Raw genomic sequence first — 13,794 nt, 5'->3', positions numbered from 1 at the left:
CTCCATGCTCCTGGCACTTCACACGAGGTACACGGGCATGGAGATAGGCTTCATGCTGGAAGAAATCCATGTGCCGCCAGGTATGGTCACGGGTATCATGTACCGGACACTCCTCACCACAGACGGAGCAAGCAAAGCGACTACCTTTGGGAAAGTTGATGTGCAGATCCAGGCGTTTCTCCTCCACCGTGAAAGTCACATGATCCACCAACCACGGCGGAACCAATCCTAACGCGAGAGAAAACAGCTCTTCAGGGACCATCAGCTAACTCCTATTCAGGGCACGACCGCTCCACAGCATTCTACCCCCTACCCACTCAATCTGACGAAGAGCCCCCATCCCTACCTGCCGAACGTAGACGCCAACTATCTGGATGTGACCTATACCCCGGGAGGATTCTGGAAGGGATTATCTCTGCGTAACCGTCTGGCTATCGACCATAGCAATCCCTATGCGGACTATCAGGGAACCTTTATTGATGATCGTTTGATGTTGCAGTACGCCTTTTAAGGGCTTTTAAGCAAAGTGATGTGGTATTGATTTACGGTGTAGGCGACCTCCTCCTCATCGCTTGCGATGGGAGTTTGGCTCTGCTTCGGCAGAGCCGTTTTTAAGCAAAATCATGCATCCGCCTCAGCGCGGAATCTCTTGTGGTCGCTATGTTACATCTACTATTAAGGGGTGATATCATGAAAAAAATATCCATAATTCTGGCGATGTTAACTGTTGTTTTTTGTAGTGTTGCGCAGGCGGATATTACCACAAATACCGGTGTTCCATTTCCTGCTCCTTATCAAAAACAGAATGACTGTGGATATTGTCAGCCAGCCCAATCTTATTCCAAGGAGTTGAGGGCTGAAAAGAAATCGGTGACTCCAAAAAAAGCGAAAACAGATGTATTGGCTTCTTCAAAAAAGGTCACCAGAGTATCAAAACCTCAACGCAAAGCTTCTTGACATTTAATCTCAAAGAGAGGGGGTTGCCATTACTGTTTGGCACAAGTACGCCGTTTTCGGTTGCACGCATTTATAAGTATCTACGGCGATTACTTAGGAGACATTCATTCAATTTGGATGTTGATTATTGCAATTTCATGACGAAACCGAAGTTTTTGAGGGCCGCGATCCCAGTAAAATTCTGGCGATGGATAATGCAGTACAAAAATCTCTTCTTCAAGACGAAGGGAAAAATGCCGGAATGGGGCTGGACGCTTTCAAGTTACTGGCCTAGAAACTCTTCGCAGCCTGAAAAAGAGGGCCGCAAGGCCCCATCCCAGTGCGCCAGGGCGACTGCAGTGTAGATTTCAGCGCGAGTCGTGGCCTAAAGGGCCACTTCCGCCTCGGACAGCCTACAGGATAACTCCAGGAATCAACAAAAAATGCCTAGCCACTTATATAAACTCGAAATATGACTTTAACGTAATATTATGGTTGTGTTTTTTTTGGGGTTCGATATATTTGTAAGAATATAACGTATGCGGGTCCGGTTATTGAAGGGCTCGCTTTGATTTCTCGGGGAGGGCGCGCGTGATGCGTCATATCCGGCTGTATATTGATAAGAGAAAATGAACATGGAACAGAAAAGATCTGCCGTCCTGAATTTTCCCTTCCGTAATAACGCGGTCCTGTCGGTAGATGATCCGCACTGCCCTGGTTCGGAGGCGCGGATATCTGTCGTTTTGGCGATGAGGACTCCATTGCATATCCGGTCATCGCCGTTATGCATCTCCCCGAAGTGATAATTCCCACCTGCTGGGTGGGCCGAGTAGTTGGTGCCCGTAGCTAACGAGCTGGCCAAATATGATTTTCATTACGCAAGAGAGCATGCCATGGGAGATTTATTCCACCTTGCCGCCGTATCTGGGGGCATTCTTTATCTGATGCCGCTGCTGTTGCTGGTGGTGCTTTTCGTGGCTTTGGAGCGGGGCTGGGCGCTGGTCATGATCCGGCGCAAGGGTGACGATCTGTTACGCGATCTGCAAAGCAGAAAAGTCCGGGAATCCCTGGAAACGGAACTGGCCAAGACGCCGTCCTGTCCGCAACATGCTGTATTCGCAGCGGTTCTCGCATCCCATGATCTGGCCAGTGGCGAAGCCTACGCCGAAGAGGCGATGCTGGCCCAGGCGACCTTGCTGGACCGGGGCTTATGGATTCTGGATACGGCCGTCACCCTGGCACCGCTACTCGGCCTGCTCGGAACCATTATCGGGATGTTCAATGCCTTTCAGATATTGGGTAATCCGGATACCGCGCCAACCGCCATTACCGGCCATGTGGCGGAAGCCCTGGTGGCTACGGCAACGGGTTTGGCCATTGCCATTGTCGGCCTGGTGTTTTTTAACGGACTGCAGCAACGGGTCCGTCTGGTGCTGCATCAGATGGAAAGGATCAAGGTGAGCACCCTGAATCGTCTCTACCGGCAGCCGGTCAGTACCCATGGAGAGGCCCCTGTCAGCCCGTTGGCACGGCGAGGAGATGCCTGAAATGCGTTATTTCGAGGCGCGCAAGGGACGCATCGAGATCATCCCCATGATCGACATCATGCTTTTTCTGCTGGTGTTCTTCATCATGATCACCTTGCGCATGATTCCCGCGACAGGGATCAGCACCCACTTGCCGACCAGCAGCAACGCCCAGGTTTTGCCCAAAACGCATCTGGTGGTGGAGTTGCGCAGCGACGGCCGTCTGCTTTTTCACGATAAAGCGGTGACGCTGACCCAACTGGAGCAACAGTTGGCCCAAAACGACGCCAATCACCGGCAGGTCATCCTGGCGGGCGCGAAAAACGTGCCCCTGCAGCAGTTGGTGCGCGTCATGGATGCCTGCCGTCGCGCCGGTATCAGCCAGATGGGCATTGCTACCCATGCGGAGCATCCGTGAGCACGCTGGCGCTCCCCTCCAGCCCGCAGCCGCCCAGAGCCGTGGTTTTTATGCTGGCTCTGATTCTGGAAGCGGGCATTCTGGCGGTTCTGGCTCTCTGCTTGCGGCCATCACCTCTGCCCAGGCCGGTGATCACTCCGCCCATGGCGGTCCAACTGGTTTCCTGGCCGCAGCCCGGTGCCACCCCACAACCCAGTCACCATCCGCCAGCACCCCGGACCACTGTGCCGATAGCACCCAAACCCGTTCCCGCTCCGCCCAGGCTGTCGCCGAGACCGCCGCGCGAGGTCAAAGTGCCGCTCCGCACTCCGCGTCCGGCGCCGACTAAGCGGGTGGCACCCGCAGCCCCGTCCACAATCTCCCGCATGCCCGCAGCTGTGACATCGGCCGCAGCATCACCTGCCGTACCCGCCTTAGCTCCATCTCCTCCGGCCCCGGCGGAAACCCGCCCCAGCATTCCTGCTTATGCCCGCAACCCCGCCCCGGAGTATCCCCAGTCGGCGCGCTGGGATGGCGAGGAGGGCACCGTAATGCTGCGAGTACTGGTCAGCGTGTCCGGCCTGCCGGAAAAAATAACGGTAGCCCACAGTTCCGGCTACAGCAGCCTGGATCGGGCGGCAGAACAGACTGTGCGGCACTGGCGTTTTACCCCCGGCACCCGCGACGGGAAAGCCGTGCCCATGTGGGTAGAGATACCCATTCGTTTTCGTTTGAATAATGGCAGTTAAAAGGAAAAAATATGACAACTAGAGAGCGTTTACTCATTGATGTAAATCATGAAATAGAGACGTTAAGGCAGTATCTCGGGACATCCGGTCATCATCCGGAAGTCGGAGAGTTCAGTGAGATCATGGCCCCGGCAAAAGCGTATTGGACTTTTCCCGATGTAATTTCTCCAGCGCCCCATGTTTTTCGGATCGCCGGTGAGCAGAAAATCCGTGATCTGGTGATCCATCACCATCAATTAATTTTTGCGAGCCCGCTGAAAGATATTTTTGGTGATAGTGAAAAACGCTTTGAGATCATAGCAAACAGGACAGCGGATTTTCACGTCGAAGCTTGCGGTGGCCCCAAGTATTACAGTTCAGTGCGCGGTTCTGCCAGTCTGGGAATCCGGCATTTACCTTTTACCATTACCGAAGCGGATCGGGAACTCTGGCTGGACCTCTACGCAAAGAGCCTGGTCGACACCCGGTTTCCATTGGATGCCGGAGAAATCTATTGGCGATGGATAGAGTCCGTTTCTTTGCGGGTGATCAATCGTCGCGGCCGCGCTTTACCGCCTGAAAGGGTGTCTTTCAATCAGGCAATGAGCAAAGCGCGTCAATTCGCAGAGGGCGCAATATGATTGTTTTTCCTAAGCGCCGGCGTTTTCTGGGCATGGTGATATTTGCGGTGATCACCAGTATTGCCTTGTTTCAGACCGCGAACGCGCACGTTGTAATAGATATGTCCGGGGAAGCGGTAAACATTCCCCAATCACTCCACAAGGTCTTTGGCAGCGCGCCTCCGGTCAATGCCCTCATTTACACCCTGGACCCCCGTCTTCTCGCCGGATGGAATCTGCCCCTGTCGCCATCGCAACGCCAATATCTGGATCCGGCGGCACGTCAACTGCCTGTCCTCGGTGGTTGGTTCGGGCAGGGTTACAACGCCGATATCGGCACGATTTTACAGGCGCATCCTGATCTTATCGTATTCTGGTACCCCTATATGGGTCTGCAGGCGAGTGTGGTGAGCAAATTGCGTGCGCTGGGACTGCCGGTATTCAACATAAAACTCCATAATCTGACGGATTATATGCAGGCTTATCGGCTGCTTGGGGAAGTGTTTAATAAGCAGAAACGTGCGGACAAGCTCATCCACTATCTTTCTGAAAAAAATGACGCGCTGCAAAAACTCCGTACCCGGATTCCAGAGCAGAATCGGGTAACAGTGTATTTCGCCGGTAACCCCGATGGATTACGCAGTGGCTGTGATGAGTCCATGCCGACCGCCACCATACAATGGGCGGGAGGTGAAAATGTTTTTCACTGTACGGTCAATCATTTTCAGGGCTATCAGCAAGTCAGCATGGGACAGCTACTGCGCTGGAATCCCGAGGTGATTGTCACGGATAACCCGATATTTTTGAGCAAGGTATATACCAATCCTGCATGGGCACCTTTGCAGGCAGTGCAGCGCCATCGCATTTACTATATTCCCCAGCAACCTTTCAGTTGGTTCAACCGGCTGTATTCATTCATGCAGATACTGGGCGCGCAATGGCTTGCCCATAAGCTCTATCCCCAACAGTTCGCCTTCAACGACAAAGATATCCAGCATTTTTATCAGCAGTTTCTCGGAGTGAAAATCAGCGATACCCAGCTTCGGGAGATCATGCAGCCATGACTCGCATCGGGCGACTCCCCATTCTTTTTGTCGCGCTTCTCCTTGTTTCGGCTGGTTCTTTGCTGATCGGTCGCTACCCGATTCCTCTCTCAGCACTTGGGGCGGCTGTTTCAGGTGCCAATCCGCTGTTACACGCTCTGCTTGTCCATGTGCGCCTTCCAGAAATTCTGGCTGCCGTCATGGTCGGTGCGGCCCTGTCCGTGTCGGGCAGCACTTTCCAGGCACTTTTCATGAATCCTCTGGTTTCTCCTTCCATTTTGGGCGTGTTGTCAGGCGCGGCTTTTGGTGCGGCACTGGGCATCGTGCTGGGTTTACCCTGGGGTCTGGCGCAAGTCATTTCCTTTGGATTTGGCCTGCTTGCCGTGCTCGTTGCGCTGTTCATCTCCCGGCTCTATCCCGTGAATCCGGTGCTGATGCTGGTACTTGGGGGCATCATCAGTGGCGCTTTGTTCACGGCACTGTTGACTATGGTGCAATATCTGGCCAACCCCTATACCCAGCTTCCGACCATCGTTTATTGGCTGATGGGAAATCTCAGCGGAGTTCGATTGAGTGAGCTGCGTATCATGGCGATTCCCATTCTTCTGGCCGTGCTTGCCCTGACCGCTTTCGGAAAAACCATGAATGTGTTGAGTATGGGCGATGAAGAAGCGCACGCCTTGGGGGTTTCGGTACATTGGGCCCGCATATGGATCATTGTCATAGCCACCATCGCCAGTGCTTTGACGGTTTCTCTGGCGGGAATGATTGGCTGGGTGGGGCTGATCGTTCCGCATATTGCCCGTTTCATGGTCGGACCGGATAACCGCTTGCTGATCCCTGCCAGCGCCTTGATGGGCGGTCTGTTTCTGGTCATTGCCGATGACATATCCCGCACTGTTTTTCCAGTGGAAATCCCTTTGGGAGTAGTAACCGATCTGGTCGGTATCATCGCCTTCGTGCTGGTTTTGCACCGCTTGCGTAAGGGGTGGAAGGCATGAATCTTTCCGCCTCACAGTTGGCTTACGCTTATGGTCGCCGGACCGTTTTGGAGAATATCTCTCTCGAAATTCGTCCTGGAGAATCTGTCGCCCTGTTGGGTGCCAATGGTAGCGGCAAAAGCACCCTGATTCGTCTGCTATTGGGGATTATTCAGCCCCTGAGCGGGGAGATCCGGATCGATGACATCCCCCTTTCTGCCCTTACGTCCAGAGAGCGCGCTCGCCGTCTGGCCTATGTTCCCCAGGATCATGGGGCCGTGTTCCCTTTCCTGGTGCAGGATGTGGTGCTGATGGGTCGGATGCCGCACCAATCCTGGCTTGGGGGTGCGCGCGCCCATGACCGGGCAGAAATGGAAAAAGCTCTGGAGCGCCTGGGTATTGCTGATCTTGCGCGCCGATCCTATACCGAATTGAGCGGTGGGCAGCGACAACTGGTGTTGATCGCCCGGGCGCTCGCGCAGGAAGCGCCCATCCTGATTCTTGATGAACCCGTGACCGGCCTCGATTACGGCAATCAACACCGCCTTATGGCGCAAATCCAGGATCTGGCGCGTAGTGGCTTTGCCGTTTTACAGAGCAGCCATTATCCGGAACACGCATTGGCGGCAGCTACCCGGGTTATTCTCCTCAAGGATGGCCGCGTGCTGGCTGATGGCCCTGCGGAAAGTGTGATTTGCCCGGATCACATGCGCGCATTGTACGGTGTAGATATTGAATTTGTGGACCTTGGTGACGGTCGGCGTGTCCTTGTTCCTACTGCCAACCAAAAACTTCCCTTAGTTGTATGACTTGTTTTATTCGGAGAAAAAATCATGTTGAATTTCGAACAGCCCCGCATATCCCGCCAGTTACTCAGGATGGCATTGGCACTGGCAATTTCATCAGTTACTGCGCAGCAATCGGCCAGGGCAGCTACACCTGTGCTCCCCATGGTAGAAAGCACTGCCGCCAATTTGGGAAGCACATCCGGAAACTCCACAACTGCACCTTATTCCTCCCCGCTGAATTCGACGCAAACAGAAGAAACCATTACTGGCCAAGCCATCTCTGCCATGAACCCCACTGGAGATTTTGCCCAGAGTCTGGCAAATCTGCCAAATATGAATATCGTGCCCACCGGCAATAACGGTATCGACGGATCCAACATATATATGCGGGGTATGGATCAGTCTCTCATCAATTTCACCATGGATGGGATACCAATCAACTCGCCCATCGGCTACAGTTTTTACTCTAATGAGAACCTGCCGCCGCAATATATTTCCGCCATCAATGTCAAACCGGGAGCCGGTTCTGCTGCCACGATTGGTAACGCCAATTTCGCTGGTACGATTGCCATACATTCGGTGACTCCATCCAAGCATTTTTCGGCAACCCCGTTTTATGGATACGGATCTTTTGGCACGCAATCTTACGGAGGAGTCATTAACAGCGGTGAAATATTAGGCGACATCATTCCTACCAAGATTATTTTGGGCGCCACCAGCACCAGAAGCCATGGCTATTTTTACAATACACAAAGCCATAAATATACATTTATGTTTAAATCCATCAGCCAGATCGGGCCGGGACAACTTACCTTATTTTTCTTTCAGAATAACCAGACCTGGAATTTTTATAATGGTGCCACCGATCAGGAAATTGCAACATATGGACGGCGTTATAGTGGTAATTCGGCCGATCCGGAGTCACCAAATTATTACGGGAAAAACTTCAAAAATTTCTTGAATTGGCAATCTTATGTGAAATATGCCTTTCACATCGGCAGGCTGGAGCTTTCTGATCAATATTATTATTTCTATGGCAAGGGTGGTGGCACTTTCACACAAAACAATCGCTCTGCTCCCGGTGGATTCTATCTGGCTACCAGATTATTTCCGGTACACGAATTTGGAAACATCTTCAAGGCACGCTACCCTTTTAGCACCGGCAGCCTCCAAGCAGGAATTTGGGTAGACTCCGATAATGAAACCGCATTTCAGTACCAGTCGAACCTGTATAACCGATTTACCGGTGCCTTGGTGTCGGCACCCGTCAATCAGCCGGTCGTGACAGAAAGCGTTCAGCCCTATGTGCAAGGGGAATGGTCACCAGTTACTCATTTACGCCTGACTACGGGGGTAAAATTGTTAAACTTACATCGGACCTGGCGCAATTATGTGAGTAAAAAGGAACGGGCGGCAAACTTTAACCAGTGGTTACCCTCCTTTGGTGTGAATTACGCGCTCCAACCCGATTGGCATCTCTATTTCAATTACACCCGCTCCGCCGAAGCGCCAAGTTCCAGTCAGCTTACCGCCAGTTATTTCAACAGCGGTCTCCAACCGGAAATTGCAAACAGCTATGAAGTCGGAACGTACTGGCATCGAGCAGCATGGGGCGGTCGTTTTACGGTATTTCGCACTAATTTTGAGAATTATATCCTGTCAACGCCTGTAGTCATCGGGAATCAGGTGTTCAGTACCCAGAGCAATGCGGGTGCTGCCATTTATCAGGGGCTGGAATTCAGCAACACCTACCAGATCACTCCCTGGCTGTCGGCATTTGCCAATTTTGGCATTCTGGATGCGCGGATGACTTCTAAAAATCAACCTGCCTTGCAAGCGCCCCATCATACCGAGGCTGTTGGGTTAAACGTAAAAACGACGCACTGGCAGGGCATGCTGGCGGTACAGCAAATCGGTTCTCGATATTACGCCACGAGCGCAACGGGCAATTCAAAACTGGGTGGGTATGTGGCTGGTAACCTTAGTGTTGCTTACGACACGGGAGCGATTTCCTTATGGAGAGGCTACAGCCTACCTAATTTGCAAATCTCTGTGCATGTCAACAATCTGTTCAATAATGATTACGCACTCAGCGCTTCACCCAGTACCAGTTCGGCAGGTGCCGCCTATCAGTTGGCGCAACCCATCAACGCATTTGCTCAAATAAGCACAACATTCTGAGCGTTATTCGTTAATAGGGTCCCCTCAGAATTTGGAACTTAAAGTACGTTAGGCTTGTGGAGCCTGGCCTGTGTGAATCTGTTCGGAAAGGGTCGGTTTCGGTCTGGGGGGCTGCATGGCTGTAGGAAAGTAGGAGAAAGGCATTTCGGATGCAAGCTATAGTCGCGGCAATTACCTATTTCTGCACGTCCAAGCAGGCTATACTATTAATTACTTATGGATTAATCAGGAGGGAGTCATGGAGTCCAGTTTACGTAATCATCTGAAGGGTAAAGTGGTTGAAATCATCAAAGACAGCGTGGTTTCGGAAGTCGTAGTGGAGACCTCTGCAGGTATGATTACCTCTGTGATTACCACACGGAGCGTCGAACGTCTTAAACTCAAAGAGGGTGACGAAGTTTTCGCGGCTATCAAAGCCAGTGAAGTCAGTATCGAAAAACCCTGAAGCGACTGTTCCAGGCGATCCACCGTACGGCGGAGCAGGGCGTGTCGCTGTCCGATTACCCTGCAACTGCTGCCACGGATTCTCGGCAATGGCGAGTGTTTTACTCACTGCTATTGCCTTGGTCATTCCCGGGCGGTGACTATACCGCCGTTAAAATTTATAGGTAAACATCACCCGATTATAAACGAAGGAGTGCTGAGGGGAGCCGGGGAATAAGCCCTGCACGCCGCCATTGCCGACCTCCACCTGATCCCGCAAGCACAGTCCTTTGAACATGCCCTGCGGAAAATAGCTGACGTTGAAGTGGGTCCAGTTGCTGTTGCCGGAAAAGTACGTGGTAAACTGCGAATACCCAGCGGTGAGTTGTACCTCTTTGGGCAAAACCCAGTAAGCGGCGCGGACCCGCCAGCCATGTCCGGGGCCGACACCGACCAGACCCTGAATCATGCTGTCCACATACAGGGGGTCCGCCGTATAGCCTACAGTGTAGGGGGAAATAATGGCTCCACCACCGAGGGCGTGAGCGTGTAATTCGGTAGCATCATAGCCCCACCATAAGCTTCCATGGGGAAAGCTGACGCCGGTTTTGATTCCCCAGTTGGTACTGTTGACGCCTTGTCCGGATTGACCAAACAGAGTGGTTCCTGTGCTGGCAAAGGCTTCTCCGGCGCCCCATTCCCGGGTGAACTGTGCATCCACAAAGGGTTTGAGGACGAAGGATGTCGGCAGGGCGTAGTGGCCGCTCCAGTAGAACATGTTGGCAAATTGATCAAACTGATAAAACCAGGCATCAGTTTTGGCTGTGTGCCAGTGGTATCCGGCACCAAAGGCGAGTACCCCGTTGCTGGCCGGAGTGTCGGCGGGCAGGACGTTGGGTCCACCATAGAGAGAGTCACCATCATAGTGGCCAGGGTAATAGAGATTGTCCCGGTAGAACTGGTCAGTAGTACGGTCCTTCCAGCGGAAAATCCGCAGGGCACTCAGAGTCAATCCGCTTACGGGGTGTGTCTCCAGGGTAACACCCTGGTAGGTGACGGGAATAACGCGGCCACCTACCCGATTCAGCCAGGGAGTATCGACCAGTTGATTGCCGACCTTGGCGGTGATCCAGTGATCCTGATATTCCAGGTAGGCTTGTCCAAGCGCGTTGACGGAGGGACTGTCACCCATCAGGGTCTTATCGACCCGGTCAGGGCTGCTGGCGAGGGTGCCCATGGCGTTGGCCGTATAAAAACTGACGCCGACACGGAATCCCGATAAAAAGGGCGCTGTCAGCACGTTGATCCGGCCCGCCAGAGAATAGGCATAGGCGTTGGGCGTATCCGCTGTGCCGTACAGACGGCTGAAGTAATAAGAGCGAATTTGTCCGTCGATTTTGCTTTTTGCAAAAAACTGGCCCAGGGTTTCAGCCTGAGCATGGACGCAGCTCAGTATGCTGGCGGCAGTCATGGCCGTTACGAGCATTTTTTTCATGAAAGAACTCCAAATATAGCGATGGTTAAATGCGATAGGTTTTTTGATATATAGCGAATGGCGCTCAATAGCCTTGAAAATGATGACGTGAGCAGATATTCAACCCATGGGGAAAGTGTTGGTAATGCAGCAAGCCGAACATGAACTATGTCCGGCCCGCATCAGGAAACGAACAGGAGCAGAAAAAAGTTACTTCAGGACGGGGCCTTTCGGTTCGCTGTATCCGGTTTCCCTGAACATGGCCTGACCCTGGGGGCTGGTCATGAAATGGATGAACGCCATGCCCAGTTTGGGATCAGGTGCGTCGCTGGGCACTGCCGCATAAAACACCAGCGGCTGGGTGTGGACGGTTTTGGGTTTGCCATCCACATTCAGGTTAAAATGGACCTTGCTGTACCAGTCCTTGGACATGGCCGGATCGCTGAGATTGATTTGATCGGGCAGGGTAATATAGGGCAGATGCAGGGATTTGACGGCGCTTAAATAACCAGAGGAGGCGGCCATCTGACCACTTTTGAGGCGCGCCAGCAGGGAGGCTTCGGTGAAAATCTGCTGCTGGTTCTCGACCGGGCCGAGTATGTTTTTGACCAGATCCGGCTGGTGATAATACTTTTCTGCCAGCAGGAAGGTAAAAACAATGTTCTGTCCCTGCGGGTCGGTTTTGGGGTCGGTACGGCCAAAACGTACGCCCGGCATTTGCAGCACCTTGTACCAGGGCATTTTACCGGCAGCCGCCTTTTCAAAATCCTTGGCATAAGGGCTGTTGGGACTATAGGCAATGCACATGGCGGTGCTGGCTACGGGGTAGGCCTCCTTGACCAGACCGGCTTTCATGAGGACTTCAATGGGTCCGGGAGTGATGGAGACAAATACATCGGTGCGCAGTTTGTGTCCGGCGATGAGATGTGCCAGACCATAGGCCCCTTGTCCTTCTCCTTGATAATTGACCTTGTGCGCTTTGGCAAAGGCCGGCCCCAGGTGCAAATCCATGACGGCACCCATGGAGCCGGCATAGGCGACGCGAAAGTCCTGGGCACTGGCGATGACCGGCAGGGTCATCAGGGTAGCGGCAGCGATGAGGTAAACAGCGGTGTTGCGTGGTTTCATTGTGGGTGTTCTCCTTTTTGAATATATACTATCATATATAACGATACCCAAGACATCGGTCAAGCACTTCATCAAAAATTCCTCTGCCGCGCTTTCTGCTGCAGGTACATGGACTTTTGGAGATCCGAAAGTTTGTTGGCTTGCTGGCAGTCAGCCTGCGCTGCTACGCGGGCCCCGTGTGCGGCTGTCCGGGACTCCGAACGTGCTTGATCAATCCGCAGCATTCCGAAGCGGCACAGTGCGTGATTACTGCCATCTACCATTGGCTTCTGGACCCGCGCGTGAAGCCGCAGGTACTCAGCGCGGAGCCCAGGCCGGTTCATTAGTCTGCCCGGCAATAGACAAAAAATGCAGGCCTTTGCCGTTGATGGCTACTTCACCCAATACCTTCTGACCACCACGATGGGTGGCAAAAACAATCATGCGACCATCACGGGCAAAGCTGGGATGCTCGCAGTTGCCACCGTCATACAGCACCTGCACGCCACTGCCATCGGGCCGCATTTCCGCCAGGGAAAGCACGCCACGATAGGCATGCACAAAAGCAATCCAGCGACCATCCGGGGCGTAGGAGGGAGAGACATTGTAGCCTCCGGAATAGCTCAGGCGCTGAATGTGGCTGCCATTAGTCCGCATCTGATAAATCTGGGCGCTGCCCTGACGGTTGGACACAAAAACCAGATGATGGCCACCGGGTGACCAGCTGGGGCTGGTGTTGACGGTTCCGCTGCGGGTCAGTACCTGTTCATGACCAGTTTGCAGATTTTCACGCACCAATTCGGTGCGGCCGCGCTCCCAGACCTTGGCGAAGGCCAGATACTGACCATTGGGCGAAAAGGCCGGGGCGCTGAGCGCCGTGCCCTGATCGGGAACCTGATGACGCTGACCACTGGCGAGATTCTGAATGTAGATCACCGAGTGCCGATGCCGGTAGGTCACATAGGCCAGTTGTCGACCCCGGGGGGACCATGCCGGAGAAATAATCGGAATTTTACCCCGTAAAATGCTGTGCGGATTCCAGCCATCGGACTGGGCAACGTCCAGATCGTAGTGGCTTCCCTGCTGATTCACATAGGCAATATGGCTGGCAAAAGGACCTGGTTCCCCGGTGATCTGCTGATAAAGCAGATCGGCAATTTCCTGGCCGACCATGTGATAGCCTTCCGCATCACTGACGTAGCGCCGTCCGGCCAACATTTTGTGGGTGATCAGACTGACGGCATCTGCATCGACCACATAGCCGCTGCTGGTTGGATGCACTTTACCGACTACCATGGCCAATGCCCCGGTTTTTTCCCATTGGGCGACGTTGATGGCGGCGGCGGAATGCGGGTCGTCCGGATAAAGCGCGGGGTTGATGACCGAAAAATAGCCACTGTGCTGCAAGTCGTAGCGCACAATGCTGGCAATATCCGGCTGTCCAGCAGGACCGGATCCAAAGGCAGGAACTGCAACGGGCGCCGAACTGCTGACGGCCTTGCTGATGTTGACGGTGAGGGCGCTGGCGCTCAGTGGCAGGGCGCTCAGTGCCATGAGCAGGGCGATACGACAAATAGGCCATTGCATGGAA

General features: G+C 53.4%; 16 protein-coding genes. 12 read left to right on the top strand and 4 right to left on the bottom strand.

Features of this window, described 5'->3' with window-relative positions; translation table 11 throughout:
- The coding region (locus H7F11_RS12215) for a transposase family protein (RefSeq protein ID WP_193658156.1) at positions 1 to 262 on the bottom strand (262 nt) is incomplete at its 3' end.
- 114 nt (positions 263 to 376) lie between these two features.
- Here H7F11_RS12215 and H7F11_RS16980 point away from each other — a divergent pair.
- The 12 genes from H7F11_RS16980 to H7F11_RS12160 all read left to right on the top strand — a co-directional run bounded on the left by H7F11_RS16980 (position 377) and on the right by H7F11_RS12160 (position 9,644).
- Entirely contained in the window at positions 377 to 511 is a 135-nt protein-coding gene (locus H7F11_RS16980) for a hypothetical protein (RefSeq protein ID WP_264674717.1), read from the top strand.
- 179 nt (positions 512 to 690) lie between these two features.
- Positions 691 to 957 (top strand): hypothetical protein, encoded by a 267-nt coding sequence (locus H7F11_RS12210; protein WP_193649429.1) that lies wholly within the window; start codon positions 691 to 693, stop codon positions 955 to 957.
- 127 nt (positions 958 to 1,084) lie between these two features.
- The gene (locus tag H7F11_RS12205) at positions 1,085 to 1,231 is read left to right on the top strand and encodes a hypothetical protein (protein WP_193649513.1); all 147 of its coding nucleotides are present in this window, start codon (positions 1,085 to 1,087) and stop codon (positions 1,229 to 1,231) included.
- 541 nt (positions 1,232 to 1,772) lie between these two features.
- Positions 1,773 to 2,483 (top strand): MotA/TolQ/ExbB proton channel family protein, encoded by a 711-nt coding sequence (locus H7F11_RS12200; protein ID WP_300254291.1) that lies wholly within the window; start codon positions 1,773 to 1,775, stop codon positions 2,481 to 2,483.
- Between the two features lies 1 nt (position 2,484).
- Positions 2,485 to 2,880 carry an ExbD/TolR family protein gene (locus tag H7F11_RS12195; protein ID WP_193649430.1) on the top strand — a complete coding sequence of 132 codons (396 nt, stop codon included), beginning with the start codon at positions 2,485 to 2,487 and terminating at the stop codon, positions 2,878 to 2,880.
- The gene (locus H7F11_RS12190; protein ID WP_193649431.1) at positions 2,877 to 3,608 is read left to right on the top strand and encodes an energy transducer TonB; all 732 of its coding nucleotides are present in this window, start codon (positions 2,877 to 2,879) and stop codon (positions 3,606 to 3,608) included. Before H7F11_RS12195 ends, H7F11_RS12190 begins: the two co-directional genes overlap by 4 nt.
- An 11-nt stretch (positions 3,609 to 3,619) precedes the next feature.
- Positions 3,620 to 4,228, top strand: coding sequence for a globin (locus H7F11_RS12185; protein ID WP_193649432.1), 609 nt, complete (start codon positions 3,620 to 3,622; stop codon positions 4,226 to 4,228).
- On the top strand, positions 4,225 to 5,271 hold the full coding sequence (locus H7F11_RS12180) for an ABC transporter substrate-binding protein (protein WP_227485467.1): 1,047 nt from the start codon (positions 4,225 to 4,227) through the stop codon (positions 5,269 to 5,271). The genes H7F11_RS12185 and H7F11_RS12180 overlap by 4 nt, the downstream gene beginning before the upstream one ends.
- Positions 5,268 to 6,251, top strand: coding sequence for a FecCD family ABC transporter permease (locus H7F11_RS12175; RefSeq protein WP_193649433.1), 984 nt, complete (start codon positions 5,268 to 5,270; stop codon positions 6,249 to 6,251). The genes H7F11_RS12180 and H7F11_RS12175 overlap by 4 nt, the downstream gene beginning before the upstream one ends.
- Positions 6,248 to 7,039 (top strand): ABC transporter ATP-binding protein, encoded by a 792-nt coding sequence (locus H7F11_RS12170; protein ID WP_193649434.1) that lies wholly within the window; start codon positions 6,248 to 6,250, stop codon positions 7,037 to 7,039. The genes H7F11_RS12175 and H7F11_RS12170 overlap by 4 nt, the downstream gene beginning before the upstream one ends.
- A gap of 24 nt (positions 7,040 to 7,063) precedes the next feature.
- The gene (locus H7F11_RS12165; RefSeq protein ID WP_193649435.1) at positions 7,064 to 9,199 is read left to right on the top strand and encodes a TonB-dependent receptor; all 2,136 of its coding nucleotides are present in this window, start codon (positions 7,064 to 7,066) and stop codon (positions 9,197 to 9,199) included.
- A gap of 238 nt (positions 9,200 to 9,437) precedes the next feature.
- Entirely contained in the window at positions 9,438 to 9,644 is a 207-nt protein-coding gene (locus H7F11_RS12160) for a TOBE domain-containing protein (RefSeq protein ID WP_065975096.1), read from the top strand.
- Positions 9,645 to 9,794: 150 nt separating this feature from the next.
- Here the strand turns inward: H7F11_RS12160 and H7F11_RS12155 are convergent, their stop codons facing one another.
- The 3 genes from H7F11_RS12155 to tolB all read right to left on the bottom strand — a co-directional run bounded on the left by H7F11_RS12155 (position 9,795) and on the right by tolB (position 13,790).
- Positions 9,795 to 11,117 carry an OprD family outer membrane porin gene (locus tag H7F11_RS12155; protein WP_193649436.1) on the bottom strand — a complete coding sequence of 441 codons (1,323 nt, stop codon included), beginning with the start codon at positions 11,115 to 11,117 and terminating at the stop codon, positions 9,795 to 9,797.
- Between the two features lie 189 nt (positions 11,118 to 11,306).
- Positions 11,307 to 12,224: an extracellular solute-binding protein gene (locus H7F11_RS12150; RefSeq protein WP_193649437.1), complete on the bottom strand. Its 918-nt coding sequence runs from the start codon at positions 12,222 to 12,224 to the stop codon at positions 11,307 to 11,309.
- Positions 12,225 to 12,521: 297 nt separating this feature from the next.
- Entirely contained in the window at positions 12,522 to 13,790 is a 1,269-nt protein-coding gene (gene tolB, locus H7F11_RS12145; protein WP_193649438.1) for a Tol-Pal system beta propeller repeat protein TolB, read from the bottom strand.
- Between the last annotated feature and the right edge of the window lie 4 nt (positions 13,791 to 13,794).

This window comes from Acidithiobacillus sp. HP-2 (assembly GCF_015100155.1).
Lineage (GTDB): Bacteria > Pseudomonadota > Gammaproteobacteria > Acidithiobacillales > Acidithiobacillaceae > Acidithiobacillus.
The sequence above is the reverse complement of the archived record's forward strand: the minus strand, read 5'-3'. Positions and strand labels throughout refer to the sequence as shown.